This window comes from Occultella aeris (assembly GCF_902703175.1).
GTDB lineage: Bacteria > Actinomycetota > Actinomycetes > Actinomycetales > Beutenbergiaceae > Occultella > Occultella aeris.
In genome coordinates this window covers 39,635-54,360 of sequence record NZ_CACRYJ010000044.1, presented here as the reverse complement: position 1 = coordinate 54,360, position 14,726 = coordinate 39,635, and the positions used below count along the sequence as shown (strand labels likewise).

The following is a 14,726-nucleotide window of genomic DNA, read 5'->3' as shown; positions in this document are numbered from 1 at the left end:
CGAACGGTGTACCTCGGGCGTGGCGGTGACGGGTGGATCCAGGCTCTGCGGCCCGAGCCGGTCAGCCGATCAGGCTGACGCGGTCCTCAGGCGCCGTGCTCAGCTCCAGGGGTTTCGGGTGGGGAGGATTTCGGTGCCGTCTGGCTTGTAGAAGTGCCATGTGCCGTTGCGTCGGAGCATGGTGATGTTGTGGGTGTGGATCCAGTGGTGGTGGTAGCGGCAGACCAGGGCTGCGTCGTGCAGGTCGGTGTTGCCGCCGTCGGCCCAGTCTCGGGTGCCGTGGTGGGTTTCGCAGTGTTCGGGTGGGGCGGTGCAGTCGTGGTAGACGCAGTGGCGGTCTCGGGCGATGAGGGCGCGGCGTTGGGCGGCGGTGAACAGGCGGTGGGCGCGGCCGTGGTTGAGGATCTCGTTGTCGGGTCCGAAGATGATCCGGTAGGTCTCGCCGGCGCAGCCGATGATCCGGTCGAGCAGGTCCCGGGGTACGGGGCCGGTGTTGTCGATGAACGTGGCTGGTCCGGCGCCGAGGAGGGCGGCCCAGTCCCGCCCGGTGCCAGGCACGGCAGTTTCGGGCAGGGCGGTGCTGTTGGCACCGGGCGCAGCGGTGCCGTTGGCGCCGGTGGTGGGTTGGCCCAGTGGTCCGACGGCCTGTGACTGGCAGTCGGGCGGACCCGTGGCCTCCGATGTGCGCGACGGATTGGGCATGGGCGTGCAAGGGCCAGGCTCGTTCGCTCTGGTTGCTGGCGCAGTCGAGCTCGACAGGGTGGGCGCTTCCGCCTGGGCACCGGCGAGCTTGTTCGCCGGGGTGGCTGCCTTGTCCGCTGTGGTCGGGCCGGTCGTGGTGTCGCCGGTGCTGCGAGGGCTGCGGTCGGCCGGGTCGGTGGTGGTGTCCGGGCCGGGTAGGGGCTCGGTGATCGGCTGCGGGGGCGTCCTCGGGCCGGCCGCCTCGGCTGCTCCGGGCGCCTCGTCAGGTGCCGATTCTTCGGCTCCGGCTTCCTCGGTTCCGGCGGCGTCGGTTGCTCCGGTTGCTCCGGTGGTCTCGGCGTCCTCGGTGGTCTCGGCGTCCTCGGTGGTCTGGCTGGTCTCGGTGGTCTGGCTGGTCTCGGTGGTCTGGCTGGTCTCGGTGGTCTTGATGAGGTCGAGGAACTCGGGGTAGCTGATGAGCACGCCAAGGTGCGGGCGCACGGATCCGGACGTGCCGACCTTGCCTTGGTCCAACACCATGTGCGCGAGGTCCCCGAGGGCCTGGGCGCGGCGTTGGGAGGAGGTGCGGGTCTCGTCGGCGGCGGGCTTGCCCATGATCGCTTCCAGGGCGGTGCGCACGTACTGGCCGAGTTCGAGGGTCAGGAACCCGGCCACGTGGTAGCCCTCCATGGTCCGATCGATGTTCAAGAACTCACGGCCGGCCGCGGCCCGGTGGGCCTTGTCCATCGCGTCGGGATCGACGATCGCGACGAAGTGATCAACCAGCCTGCGCAGCTCTTCCGGCGAGCGTGTGGCGGCGTTGTCCAGGAGGAACTCCTCGACCGTCTGCACCCGACCAGCAACGCCAGTGCCAGCAGTGCCAGCAGTGCCGGTCCGGTCGGTGGCGTCGGCGGTGGTGCCGGCGGAGCCGTCGGTGGTGCCATTGGCCTCGTCGGCCTCGGACGTCCCGCCGGCGGCGTCAGCACCCTCGGCGTCGCCGCTGTCCCCAGTGACGCCTGTGCCGTCCGTGCCGTCCGGGCCGCCGTTGTCAGTCCCGACGGTGGCGTCGGTGGCGGCCGTGCTGTCAGTGCCGTCGGCGGTGGTGGGGGTGGCGGGGTATTGGAGGCCGTCGACGGCGGCTTGGGTCGAGGTGGCCTTGAGCAGGATCTGGGCCTGCTCGACGCCGATCAGCCCGGACCGCAACCATTTGCGGGTCGCGGGCAGGCCGTTGCGTAGACCCTTCGCCAGGTTCACCAGGCGGCGTGCGCTGCTGGCGCAGATGCCGTAGGTCTTGGCCACGTAATGCGGATACGTGCGAAACCCCTTGCTGGTGTCCCAGACACCGGCCTCTTCCTCGATGCCCATCCAGTCCAACTTGGCGCCGGTGAGGCGTTCAGTGAACACATGGGCCCGTAGCGCGGCCTGGCCCAGGAACGTGGTCCCGTACCGGTCGGACTCCTCGATCGGGTCACCGGCAGCGATCGAGGACGTCAGCGCGTCCATCGCGATGAGCTGGTCCTCCAACGACCCGGCCATCAGATCCGCCAACGACAGGTGCATCCGGGACGCGAGCGCCACACCCGCCGGCGACGGGCCACCGGTCGTGGTGGTGGTGGTGGTGTCGTCCATGTGTGCTCACCTCCCCATCGAAGCCCTGGGTCCGAACCATGCCGGTTCGTACGTGCGTTTGACTGCTTGAGCTCCACTCTAGGACGCCCCACCGACAGCGCAAGAACCCCGATTTCCGTTGTGGATACAGGGACATCAGCCCATCCAACCAACCCAAAAACAGGCTCCGCGAGGCCCCGATGACACCCCATCCACAGGCGCCGGACCGAACGCCTGCGAGTGTCGTCGCCGTGCCCTACGGCTACGCCGTGATGGCCGCCTTGCCGAGGGGCGTCGACGAGCAGTCAGCGCGGCTGGGCGAGTTTCAACGGCTCGGATGTCGGACCGACTGGCGGGCCGAGTGCGCGGGGAGTCCCGGGTCAATGTGAAAATCGACGTATGAGCGACAAGCCCAATGAGCCTGACGACGAACGGAACCCGGGCGACGTCGACGAGCCCAGCGCGGCTGCCGAGCCTGACGGTATCGGCGCGCCCGAGGGTGAGTCGACCGGACCGGATGACGCCGGCACGTTGGACGGTGCTGCTGGGGTCACGGTTGACCTACCGGAAGATCATGGCAGCGTGGCGGAGGACTCGGACCGGTCCCCGGCAGGTCACGCGAATCGCGACGCCGACCGGGAGGTAGAGAGGCTCGTCGCCGCAGGACAGTCCGACGACGAGGCCAGCGCGGCTGATGGTGAGGTTCCCGGGACTGACGGGATGGACGACCAGGCCAGCGCGGCTGATGGTGAGGTTCCCGGGACTGACGGGATGGACGACCGGGCCAGCGCGGCGGCTGATGGCGACATCGCCGGGACCGACGCGACTGACGACGCGGCCATCCCGGCGGCGAGCGCGGCCGGCGCGGACGCATCGATGAGGGCCGACGGGGAGAGCAACTCGGACCGTTCGGCGCCGCCTGCCCGGCACCGCTTCGAGTGGTGGCACCGGCAGCGCCCACGCACCCGCCGCACCGTCCGGGCAGTTGTCGCGTTCGTGCTGACAGGACTGTTGTCCCTCCTCGCGGGGGTCATGACAGCCGACTTTGAAGGCTCCCTCGGCCCACACCGGGCCGACTACAGCGTGCGCCTCAACGGGGAGGTCACGGTGGACATGGGCCCGCTGGGGGCCCTCATCGTCGACTCGCCGCTGCCGCTGAACCTGGGCGTGGACGTGCTCGTCAAAGAGATCCCGATCGAGCTGAGCACGCCTCAGACCGACCCCGTGGTGGGCCTCACGTCCGACCTCACCAGTTACAGCCAGTTCCTGGCCAACCCGGAGGCCGCGATCTCCGATGCCGCATACGGTCTCGTTCTGGACGTCGTCTCCCGGTGGATCCTGTACTGGGCCGTGCTGCTGGTCGGCGTCGCCCTCGGCCGGCTGGCGGCGCACGGTGTGCTCCGCGAAGCGGTCAAGAGTGCGTGGGCGCGGCAAGGCGTGCCGGCCCTGAGCGTCGCGTTGGCGGTGGTCCTCGTGGGGCTGCCGCTCGTGGAGGCCACTCAGACCTCGGGAGGGGTGGGGCGGACCTCGCGCATCCTGGCCGACACACCGTTGGCCGAGGCGCGGATCACCGGCCGGCTGGCGACCCTCGTGGACCACTACGGCGGCTACGTCGTGGACGCGATCGATGACAACACCGAGTTCTACGCCGAGGCGCAGACGAACCTCGAGGCCGCGTACGCGGCCGAGGCGGACCCGGTCGCCCCCGCCGAGGGTGAGACACCGCAGGAGAGTCCGTCGGGGGAGTCCGGGACCGCGCCGACCGATCCGGCGAGCGACGCGAGCGCGGCCGCGGACGCAGCCGATGCTTCGGCCACCGATGACTCAGCAACCGATGGTTCGGCCACCGATGGTTCGGCCACCGATGACTCAGCAACCGATGGTTCGGCCACCGATGGTTCGGCCACCGATGACTCGGCCACCGACCAAGCCGACACCACCGAGAGTGACCCCGAGCTCGTCACGATGCTGCTCGTCAGCGACCTGCACTGCAACGTCGGGATGGCCCCGGTGGTCGGGGCCGCGGTGACCGCCTCGGAGTCCTCACTGGTACTGAACGCGGGCGACACGGTGATGGGTGGCACGTCGGTCGAGTCCTACTGCGTGAACGCGTTCGCCCGGGGGATCCCCGACGGCGTCCCTGTCGTCGTCTCGGACGGTAACCACGACTCGGTCACCACCGCCGACCAGGAGGCGAGCGCCGGCTGGACCGTGCTGCACGGCGAGCCGGTGGACGTGCAGGGCATCCGGATCCTCGGCGACACCGACCCCACCCTCACCTCCCTCGGGGCACCCACGCGTCCGGAGCGGGAGGAGACGATCAATCAGATGGGCAACCGGATCAGCCAGCTCGCGTGCCAGCTCCAGGAGGACGACGAGCCTGTGGACATCGTGCTCATCCACAGCCCGTTCGCCGGCCGGCAGTCCGTGGAGGCCGGTTGTGCGACGCTGAGCATCTCCGGACACCTGCACCGCCAGGTAGGTCCGCGCCAGCTCGGCCTCGGGCTGCAGTACACGTCAGCGAGCACAGCCGGCGCGGGCAGCGGCACGCCGACGATCGGGCCGTTGCAGAACCCGTCGGTGATGACCGTGATCCGCTGGGACCCGGAGGCCGGCCTACCGGTGGACTACCGGCTCATCACGATCGACCCGGACGCGAGCGTTGACATCTCGGACTGGTTCGCGTTCCCGGAGGTGCCCGAGACGTTCGTCACCGGGGACGCGGAGGGCGAACCGGCCGATGGGTGAGTGGCCGGCATGTCCCATACTGGAGTCAGGATTCCCGACGTGACGGAGCCGAATACCTTGAGCCTCGATCAACCGACCAGCGCGAGCCCTGACCTGCCGGCCGGCGCGGACGACCTCGACGCACGCGCCGCCGAGGACCGCACCGATGCCGACGACCTCGCCGACGACGATCTCGACCACGAGTTGGAGCCGATCCCGCCAGCGGGTTCGCGCAGTGTGCCGAGCGAGCACGAGCGCCTCGGTGGCTCCCGTCGCGAGTTCGCGATCCTCACGATCATCGCGGGCCTGGCCGGGCTGTGGGCATCCGTGCGACTCACCCTCGACTACTTCGAGGTCATCAAGGACCCCAACTTCACGCCCGCCTGCGACATCAACCCGCTGATCGGGTGCGGCGTGTTCCTGGCCAGCGAGCAGTCCAGTGCGTTCGGGTTCCCGAACGTGCTGATCGGGCTGGTCGCGTTCCCGGTCGTCATCACCACCGGGGTCCTGCTGCTTGCCGGGTTGCGCCTGCCGCGCTGGTACTGGCGAGGGTTCTTCGCCGGCACGGTGTTCGCGATCGCGTTCGTGACCTGGCTGCAGGTGCAGGCCCTCACCCAGATCGGGGCGCTGTGCCCGTACTGCCTGGTCATCTGGGCGGTGATCATCCCGCTCTTCGTGCACACCACGGCGCGCTCGGTGCAGAACGGCGCGCTGCCCGGCGGGCCGGGCCTGCGCTCGTTCCTGGTCGGGAACCGATGGATCATCACTGCGCTCTGGTACCTGCTCGTCGTCGCGGCCGCGGTGCTCGCGTTCGGCGAGAAGTGGCTGCTGGTGTTCTGAGGTGGTCACCACGAACGAGCCGGCGACGGCGCAGCAACAGTTCTGCGCAGGCCTCACCCTGGCACCTGGGGTGCGTTGCGAGCACCCGGACGCGGGGGTAGCCGGAGCGCTCGCCCCGGCTGCGGGCGACGTCGCCGCCGACGCGGGCAGCGCAGACGGGTCGCTGCGCGTCGACGACGTCGAGCTGCCCACCTCCAACGTCACGCAGGACTACCTCAAGGCGATCTACAACATCGGCGAGTGGGGCCCCGACGGCGCCAGCACCTCCGAGCTGGCCGCACGCCTCGGCGTGGGCGCGCCGACGGTCTCGGAGAACGTGCAACGGCTGGCCGGCGCCGGGCTCGTCCACTACAAGCCCTACCGCCGCGTCACGCTGACCGTGCAGGGACGCCGGGTGGCTCTGGCGATGGTGCGCCGGCACCGCCTGATGGAGACCTACCTCGCCCTGCAGCTCGGGTACGGGTGGGACGAGGTCCACGACGACGCCGAGCAGCTCGAGCACTCCGTCTCGGACCGGCTCCTCGGCCGGATGGACGACGTGCTCGGCCACCCGGTGCGGGATCCGCACGGAGACCCGATCCCGCAACCGGACGGCACGGTGGCGCTGCCGCGGGCGCACCGCCTGGATGACGTCACACCCGGGCAGCCGGTGCGGATCGCCAGGATCAGCGACGCCGAACCAGAGTTGCTCCGGGAGATCTCCGACCACGACCTCGACCTCGACACCGAGATCGAGGCCGGCGCGGTGGACCTGAGCACCGAGGCGACTGCCGCCATCTGGGTGACCCGGGCCTGACGCCCGAGCCGACGCCACCCGACAGCCGCCCGCGCGACGAAGGCGACCGGCCGCCGTCGGGCCGTTCGGACCCAGGGCGACCAGCCGCTGTCGGGGGTCGTCAGCGCGCCGGCAACCGCCGGGAGTCGTCCCGGATCACGCCGACCAGCTCCTCGAGCACGTCCTCCAGCGTGACCACGCCGAGCGGAGTGCCGTCCGTGTCCAGGACCTGGGCCAGGTGCGCCCCGCTTGCTTGCATCGCGGCGAGCACCGACCGCAGCGAGTCGGTGGCCCGCACGTCCGGCAGGGTCCGCACCACGTCGGCCGGCACGGGACGCTCCCGGCGCAGCGGGTCGGTCTCGAGCAGGTCCTTGATGTGCACGTAGCCGCTCAGGGTGCCGTCCGGGCGGCGCAGCGGGAACCGGGAGAAGCCCTCCACGGAGACCGACTCCGCCCCTGCCGGGCTGACCCCCTGGGGCAGCGTCCGTAGCGTCGCCAGCGGCAGCAGCACGGAGCGCACGTCCCGGTCCGAGAACTGCAGTGCGCCCATGAGCAGGCGTTCGTCGTTCAGCTCGATCAGCCCGCCCGAGCGGGACTCCGACACCAGCGACGCCACCTCGTCCCGCGTGAACGTGCTCGCCACCTCGTCGCGGGGCTGCACCCGCATCATCCGCAGGACCAGGTTCGCGAGGGCGTTCAGGACCCACAACAGCGGGTACAGCACGCGCACGATCACGGTCAGCGGCGGCGCGAGCGCCATCGCCATCCGCTCCGGGCCGGCCAGGGCGATGTTCTTGGGCACCATCTCTCCGAGTACCACGTGCAGGTAGGTGACGAGCGAGAGTGCGATCGCGAACGAGATGGGGTGGACCAGAGCGTCCGGAACCCCGATCGCGTCGAACGGCACCTCGAGCAGGTGTGCGATGACCGGCTCGCTGATCGACCCGAGCGCGAGCGAGGCGATGGTGATGCCCAGCTGCGCGCCTGCCATCATCATGGACACCCGTTCCATCGCCCCGAGCGTGATCCGGGCGCGGCGGGAGCCCTCGAGGGCGAGCGGTTCGATCTTGGTACGCCGAGCCGAGATGAGTGCGAACTCGGCGCCCACGAAGAACGCGTTCAGGGCCAGCAGGGCGAGGGTCAGGGGGATCCCGACGGCGGCGCTCACCGGTGGTCCTCCCGCTCGCTCGCGTGGTCGGTCCGGGTGGGCGGCGCGTGCTCGCCCTCCTCGGGCTCGACCGGCCCGAGCACGGCGATCCGCACGGACTCCACGCGGTGCCCGTCGAGGTCGAGCACATCCAGCCGGAGCCGTTGCCGGTCCTCGCCGGGCACCTGCGCGCTGACCAGCTCGATGCTGTCCCCCACGGCGGCCAGGCGGCCGAGCTCGTCGGCGACCAGCCCACCGAGGGTGTCGTAGGCCTCGTCCTCCGGCAGTTCGACGCCGAGCAGCTCGCTCGCCTCGTCGACCCGCATCAGGCCGGGCAGGTGCCAACTCCCGTCCGCACCCGCGGCCGGGACGAACTCGTCGGTGTCGTGCTCGTCGCGGACCTCGCCGACGATCTCCTCGACCAGGTCCTCGAGGGTGACCAGCCCGGCCAGGGAGCCGAACTCGTCGATGAGCAGTGCCATCTGCAGGCCGCCGGCGCGCAGATCGTCGAGCAGCTCGTCCAGCTCCAGGGAGTCCGGCACCAGCGTCGCATCGGTGACCACCGTGGCGACCGCGGTGTGCGCGCGCTGCTCGAACGGCACCGCCAGCGCGCCGCGCACATGCGCGAGGCCGAGCACGTCGATCTCGGTGTGCCCGTTCTCCTGGACCACCTCGATCACGGGGAACCGGGAGTGTCCCGACTCCTTCGCGGTGCTGATGAGGTCGTCGAGGGTGTCCTGCGGACGCAGGCTGACCATCTGGGAGCGGGGGGTCATCGCGTCCCGGGCCCGCCGGTCGCCGAACGCGAGGGAGCGCTCGACGAGCTCCGCGGTGTCTTCGGCGAGGGTGCCGGAGTTCGCGGAGTGGCGCACCAGCGCGGAGAGTTCCTCGGCGGACCGGGCCGAGGCCAGTTCCTCCTGCGGTTCGATGCCGAGACGGCGCAGGATCGCGTTGGCGGTGCCGTTGAAGAACCGGATCGGCCAGGCGGTCGCCTTCGTGAAGCCACGCTGGAACCCGGCCACGGCGCGGGCGGTGGCCAACGGGGCCGCGATCGCGAGGTTCTTCGGCACCAGTTCCCCGAAGATCATCGTGATCGCGGTGGCCAGTACGAGCGCGATCATGAGCGCCACGGACGACGCCGCGGACGCGCTCAGCCCGGCGTTCTCGAGCCCGGGGCCGACCAGGCGGGCGATGGCGGGCTCGGCGAGGAAGCCGATGCCCAGGTTCGTCACGGTGATCCCGAGCTGAGCGCCGGACAGCTGTGTGGACAGGCTCCGCAGGGAGGTCAGGACGCCCTGGGACTTGCGGTCACCGGCAGCGGCCTCGCGCTCGACGGTGGACCGGGGCACGGTGACCAGGGCGAACTCCGCGGCGACGAACGCGCCACAGGCCGCCACCAGCACCATGGCGAGCAGGAGCAGTGCGACCTCCGTCATCGGATGGCCGCCTCGCGGTTGTGCGGGCCGCGAGGCCCGGGTTGATGGCCCTCCGGATCGTCATCGTCCGGTTGGGGCCAGGGTCTGTGACTCTCCGTATCGGAGGCTGGCGTCTCGGCGCCGGACCCTGTGTCGTCGGTACTGTCATAGTCGCCGGTGGCGCCCATGTTCTCCATCCTGGGTGTGCGTCAGCCCCCGCGGATCGCGAGGGCTACGGATCATGCTACCGATCGTTCGGGCCGGAACTCACGTCCGGTGCCGCGGTAGCCGCGATCTGGGCGGCCAGGTGACCTCCGCCGTACCCGTTGTCGATGTTGACGACGCCCACGCCCGGGGCGCACGCGTTCAGCATCGACAGCAGCGGGGCCAGGCCCGAGAACGCCGCGCCGTAGCCGACGGACGTGGGCACGGCCACCACCGGTGCGCTCACCAGGCCGGCGACGACGGCGGGCAGCGCGCCGTCCATGCCGGCCACCACCACGATCGCCGCGGCGGAGCGGAGCAGGTCGAGTCGGGCCAGGACGCGGTGCAGCCCGGCCACGCCGACGTCCATTACCAGTTCGGTGCGCCGGCCCAAGTAGCGCGCCGTGAGCTCGGCCTCGCGCGCCACGGGCAGGTCGGACGTGCCGGCCGCGGCAACGACGACGAGGCCGCCGGTGGGCTCGGGCGGCGTCGGCGGCCACGCGACCAGACGCGCTTCGCGGTCGTCGACGGCGTCCGGCAGCTCGGCGAGGATCGCTGCGGCATGCTCGGCGCTCGCCCGGGTGAACAGCACGGCCGACGGCGGTGAGAGAGTGGAAGTGGCTGCCACCTCGGCACTCTCGACCGGTCCGGTGGACGCGCCGTCGCCGGCCACGGTGGGTTGCGCCGTCGCCCGCCGGTGCCGGGACGCGTACGCGGCCGCGATCAGCGCGACCTGAGCGGTGCTCTTGCCCTCGCAGTAGACCGCCTCGGGGTAGCCGCGGCGGGCGCCCCGGTCGTGGTCGAGGTCGACGAGCCGGCTCAGCTCGGGCGGGGGAGTCCAGCCGTCAGGCACCGCGGCCCTCGACCAGTGCCATCGTGAACGCGCCGGACTGGATCCCCTTGAGATCCACGGCGGCGAAGGTGAACCCGACGCCGGTGACGAGGGCCTGGATCTGCTCGCGCAGCCCGGGCTCGGCCGCCCGTGGGATGTCCTCGACGAGCAGCTCGAGCCGGGCGATCTCGCCGTGGTGGCGTACCCGGGAGTCGGCGAACCCGAGCCGGCGCAGGCCGGCCTCGACGGTCTCGATCTGCCCCAGCTTGCCCGGGGTGACCTCCTGGTGGTGCGGGATCCGCGAGGCCAGGCACGGTGCCGCGGGCTTGTCCGCGTTCGGCAGCCCGAGGGACCGGGCGATCGCCCGCACCATCGCCTTGTCGACGCCCGCCTCGGCGAGCGGGCGCAGCACCCGGTGGTTCGTCGCCGCCTGGGCGCCGGGCCGGTCCGGCCGCTTCGCGTCGTCGGCGTTCTCGCCATAGGCGACACTCACCAGGCCGTACTCGGCGACCACCTCGTCCGAGATCCGGTTGAACAGCTCGTCCTTGCAGAAGAAGCAGCGGTCGACGTCGTTGCGCTGATAGTCGGGGTTCTCACCCTCGTGCGTGTGCACCTCGACGACCCGCGCACCGATGACGTCCGCCACCTCGTGGGCCGCCGTCCGCTCGTCGGCCGCGAGGCTCGGCGAGATGCCGAGGATCGCCACCACGTCGTCGGCGCCGAGGGCCCGCACCGCCAGGGCGAGCAGCACCGTGGAGTCGATTCCGCCGGAGTAGGCGACCCCGAGCGGTCCGGTGCCCGCCATCAGGGCACGGACCCGCTGTGCGCCGGCCTCGATCTGGCCAGGCGTGAGGATGTTCAGCGTGGGCCCGTGCCCCATCGGTCAGGCTTCCTTGGTCTCCGAGCGGTCCGCGGACCACTCGGTGTGGAACGTGCCCTCGACGTCGACGCGCTGGTAGGTGTGCGCACCGAAGAAGTCCCGCAGCCCCTGGATCAGGGAGGCGGGCAGGCGCTCCGCCCGGACCGAGTCGTAGTAGGAGACGGCGCTCGCGAAGCCCGGCACCGGCACCCCGGCCAGCGTCGCGTCGGCAACCACCCGGCGCCAGCCGCTCTGGGCGTTCGCCAGGCCCTCGCTGATGCTCGGCGCGGCGAGCAGCGTCGGCAGGTTCCCGGCGGCGTACTCGGAGCGGATGCGCTCGAGCAGGCGGGCCCGGATGATGCAGCCGGCGCGCCAGATCTTCGCGACCTCGGCCACGTCGATGTCCCACCCGTACTGCAGGCTGCCGGTACGGATGAGGTCAAGGCCCTGCGCGTACGCGATCACCTTGGACGCCCACAGCGCCTGGCGCACGTCCTCGATCAGGGTGGCGACGTCGTCGGGCGTGAACGTCTGGTCCGGACCGGACAGGTTGGCCTGGGCGGCGGCCCGCAGGTCCGTGTGCCCGGAGACGGACCGGGCGAACACGGACTCGGCGATCGTGTTCACCGGCACCCCGAGCTCGAGGGCGTTCTGCACCGTCCAGCGCCCGGTGCCCTTCTGCCCGGCGGCGTCCTTGATGACGTCGACGAGCGCCTTGCCGGTACTCGCGTCCACCTGGTCGAGCACCTCGGAGGTGATCTCGATCAGGAACGAGTCGAGGTCACCGGTGTTCCACTCGCGGAACGCGTCCGAGATCGCCTTCGTGTCCAGGCCGGCCGCCTTGAGCACGTCGTAGGCCTCGGCGATGAACTGCATGTCGGCGTACTCGATGCCGTTGTGCACCATCTTGACGAAGTGGCCGGCACCGTCCGGTCCGATGTAGGCGCAGCAGGGCTCGCCCTCGTACTTGGCTGAGATGTCCTCCAGGAGCGGCCCGATCTGGGCGTAGCCCTCCTTGGAGCCACCCGGCATGATCGAGGGGCCGTTCAGTGCGCCCTCCTCACCGCCGGAGATGCCGACGCCGAAGAAGTGCAGGCCGCGCGCGCGCAGCTTCTCCTCGCGGACCCGGGTGTCCTCGTAGTTGGCGTTGCCGCCGTCGACGACGATGTCGCCCTCCTCGAGGTGGGGCAGCAGCGAGTCGATGGAGGCGTCGGTGCCGGCGCCGGCCTGGACCATCAGGATGATCCGGCGCGGGCGCTCCAGGCTGGCCACGAACTCCTCGACCGAGGTGGCAGGGACGAAGTTGCCGTCGCTGCCGTGGGCGGCGATCAGGTCGTCGGTGCGCGCCTGGGTTCGGTTGTACAGGGCCACGGTGTGTCCGTGGTTGGCGAAGTTGCGCGCCAGGTTGCGGCCCATGACCGCCAGTCCGACGACGCCGACCTGTGCGGTGGCGGTGGGGGACGAGCTCATCTTGGTGTCCTTCCGGATGGATGTGGTTGAGGTTCGGACCGGCCCGGCGCGGCGGGCTCGGCAGTTGGTCTAGATCGTGCCACGACGCCGGTGCCCGGGCGCGGCCGTCTCAGGTTCGCAGGGCTACTCTCCGTCGGACCGGACCGGGCCGACGGCGGGGCCGGCGGCTGGCGGTCGGCGTCAGGTCCGGCGTGGGGTGGCGGCCGGGGTCAGTGCGCGCCCACGGGCAGCGCGACGGCCTCGGCCGGCGCGCCGAGGTCCGGGGACTGCGCGTAGATGCTCTTCAGGATCGCCAGGGACTTCGCGGCCTCGGCCGGCGAGATCCAGAACGGCTCCGGGTCCTCGAGCTTGTCGTAGAAGTCGCCGATGAGCAGCTCGTGGGAGATGCCCCAGTAGGCGCGACCACTCGAGGTGGCGATGCGCTCGGCGACATGCTCCGTGCGGCCGTCGGTGTACTGCACCCGCAGGTCGCCGCGCATCGTCAGGGTCGCACGCTCGGTCAGCACTTCGACGAACACCGGGGCGTTCACCGAGTGCGCGTTCGTGGCGAACATGACGGACCGGGCGCCGCCGGAGTGGTCCAGGATCAGCTCGGCGGTGTCCTCGACCTCGATCGCGTCACCGAGCACGTGGGTGGCGGCGTGGCCGCGCACCTGCTCGACGTCACCGAGCAGCCACTGGAGCAGGTCCACGGTGTGGATGGCCTGGTTGATCAGGAGGCCGCCGCCGCTGCGCGCCCAGGTGGCCCGCCACGGCTTGGCTTCGTAGTAGGCGGCATTGCGGTGCCAGTAGACACCCGCGGAGGCACCCTGCACGGCGCCGAGCTCGCCGGAGTCGAGCAGCTCCTTCATGCGGGCGTTCGGGGCGTTGTACCGGTTCTGAAGGCAGACGGCCACCTTGACCGGTGCGCCCTCGGCGGCGGCGACGAGCCGCTCGCCCTCGGCGATCGTGTGCGCCAGCGGCTTCTCGGTGATCACGTGCACGCCCGCCTCGATCGCGTCGAGGGCGACGCTCACATGCTGATCGTGCGGGGTGCACACGTGCAGCACGTCCGGGCGGATCTCGGCCAGTAGTTGCCGGTGGTCGGTGTAGGCCGGCACGCCGAGGCGGGCGCCGGTGGCCCGGGCCAGCTCGGGATCGGTGTCCGCGACGGCGACGAGGTCGGCACCGAGGGAGGAGATGGCTTCGAGATGGACGATCGAGATGTCACCACAGCCGATGACTGCCGCCGTTGGCACAGGGGTTCTCCTGACGAGAGTAGGTGGTACGCCGGGCTCAGGCGAAGGGGATCTCTTCGGCCTTGAGCATGTCCGTGAAAGCCTGCCATGCCTCGGTGAAGAGTTCGGGACCCGAGAAGCCGCCGAGGCTGTGCGTCACGCTCAGGTGCGGCTCGAGGGAGAAGAACCCGTCGAAGCCGTCAGCACGCAGCGCGCGGACGGTGTCGAGGAGTTCACCGTCGCCGCGACCGGCCGGCACCACCTGCCCGTCGGCGAGGTGGGCGTCCTTGATCTGGATGTAGGCCAGGTGCGGGCGCAGCATCGCGTAGCCCTCGCTGAACGGGCGCACGCCCACCTGCACGAAGTTCGCCGAGTCCCAGGCCAGGCGAAGGTTCGGCGAGTCCACGGACTCCACGATGTCGAGGCAGCGCTCCGGGATGTCCCCGTAGATCTCCTTCTCGTTCTCGTGCAGCAACACCACGTCGGCCTCGGTGGCCACCTCGGCCAAGGCGCGCATCCGGGTGATGACCTCGTCGCGAACCTCAGCGGGATCGGTGCCCGGGCGCAGGAAGAACGAGAAGACCCGGATGTACGGTGCGCCGAAGTGCTTGGCGACGTCCGCCGCGTGGCGCATCCGGTCCAGGTGCGGGCCGAAGTCCTCGTCGATGAAGATCTTCCCGATCGGGGAGCCGATGCTGGAGACCTTGAGGCCGTGTGCGTCGAGGATCCGCTTCGCCTCGGCGAGCTGCTCGGCGTCCAGATCGAGCACGTTCGTGTTCCACGCGCTGCGGAACTCGATGTGCGTCAGGCCAAGGCCGGTCGCGGTCGTGGCCTGCAGTTCGAGGTCGGGTGAGATCTCATCGGAGAATCCGGACAAGGTCCACATGGTTCATCGCTCCAGGGTCGAGGTGGCGCTACGGGCGGGGACGTCGACGTCGGGGCGCGTCTGCA

General features: G+C 70.8%; 11 protein-coding genes. 3 read left to right on the top strand and 8 right to left on the bottom strand.

Features of this window, described 5'->3' with window-relative positions:
- Positions 1 to 99: 99 nt before the first annotated feature.
- On the bottom strand, positions 100 to 2,310 hold the full coding sequence (locus HALOF300_RS14665; protein WP_156741675.1) for an HNH endonuclease signature motif containing protein: 2,211 nt from the start codon (positions 2,308 to 2,310) through the stop codon (positions 100 to 102).
- Between the two features lie 378 nt (positions 2,311 to 2,688).
- Here HALOF300_RS14665 and HALOF300_RS14660 point away from each other — a divergent pair, with 378 nt between their 5' ends.
- Genes HALOF300_RS14660 through HALOF300_RS14650 form a run of 3 tightly spaced genes read left to right on the top strand, consistent with a single transcriptional unit; the run spans position 2,689 to position 6,652 of the window.
- A complete protein-coding gene (locus HALOF300_RS14660; RefSeq protein ID WP_156741674.1) occupies positions 2,689 to 5,037 on the top strand; it encodes a metallophosphoesterase family protein in 2,349 nt (782 codons plus the stop codon).
- A 39-nt stretch (positions 5,038 to 5,076) separates the two neighbouring features.
- Positions 5,077 to 5,856 carry a vitamin K epoxide reductase family protein gene (locus HALOF300_RS14655; RefSeq protein ID WP_156741673.1) on the top strand — a complete coding sequence of 260 codons (780 nt, stop codon included), beginning with the start codon at positions 5,077 to 5,079 and terminating at the stop codon, positions 5,854 to 5,856.
- Between the two features lies 1 nt (position 5,857).
- A complete protein-coding gene (locus HALOF300_RS14650; protein WP_269455293.1) occupies positions 5,858 to 6,652 on the top strand; it encodes a metal-dependent transcriptional regulator in 795 nt (264 codons plus the stop codon).
- A 100-nt stretch (positions 6,653 to 6,752) separates the two neighbouring features.
- Here HALOF300_RS14650 and HALOF300_RS14645 read toward each other — a convergent pair whose 3' ends face one another.
- From HALOF300_RS14645 to HALOF300_RS14615, 7 genes are all read right to left on the bottom strand, one after another.
- A complete protein-coding gene (locus tag HALOF300_RS14645) occupies positions 6,753 to 7,799 on the bottom strand; it encodes a hemolysin family protein (protein ID WP_156741672.1) in 1,047 nt (348 codons plus the stop codon).
- Positions 7,796 to 9,214: a hemolysin family protein gene (locus HALOF300_RS14640; protein WP_156741671.1), complete on the bottom strand. Its 1,419-nt coding sequence runs from the start codon at positions 9,212 to 9,214 to the stop codon at positions 7,796 to 7,798. Before HALOF300_RS14640 ends, HALOF300_RS14645 begins: the two co-directional genes overlap by 4 nt.
- A gap of 223 nt (positions 9,215 to 9,437) precedes the next feature.
- On the bottom strand, positions 9,438 to 10,250 hold the full coding sequence (larB, locus tag HALOF300_RS14635) for a nickel pincer cofactor biosynthesis protein LarB (RefSeq protein WP_197522573.1): 813 nt from the start codon (positions 10,248 to 10,250) through the stop codon (positions 9,438 to 9,440).
- Complete coding sequence (locus tag HALOF300_RS14630; protein WP_156741670.1) at positions 10,243 to 11,109, bottom strand: ATP-dependent sacrificial sulfur transferase LarE; 867 nt, start codon at positions 11,107 to 11,109, stop codon at positions 10,243 to 10,245. Before HALOF300_RS14630 ends, larB begins: the two co-directional genes overlap by 8 nt.
- Before the next feature lie 3 nt (positions 11,110 to 11,112).
- Entirely contained in the window at positions 11,113 to 12,558 is a 1,446-nt protein-coding gene (gene gndA, locus HALOF300_RS14625) for an NADP-dependent phosphogluconate dehydrogenase (protein ID WP_156741669.1), read from the bottom strand.
- Between the two features lie 209 nt (positions 12,559 to 12,767).
- On the bottom strand, positions 12,768 to 13,796 hold the full coding sequence (locus tag HALOF300_RS14620) for a Gfo/Idh/MocA family protein (RefSeq protein ID WP_156741668.1): 1,029 nt from the start codon (positions 13,794 to 13,796) through the stop codon (positions 12,768 to 12,770).
- Positions 13,797 to 13,833: 37 nt separating this feature from the next.
- Positions 13,834 to 14,661, bottom strand: coding sequence for a sugar phosphate isomerase/epimerase family protein (locus tag HALOF300_RS14615; RefSeq protein WP_156741667.1), 828 nt, complete (start codon positions 14,659 to 14,661; stop codon positions 13,834 to 13,836).
- Between the last annotated feature and the right edge of the window lie 65 nt (positions 14,662 to 14,726).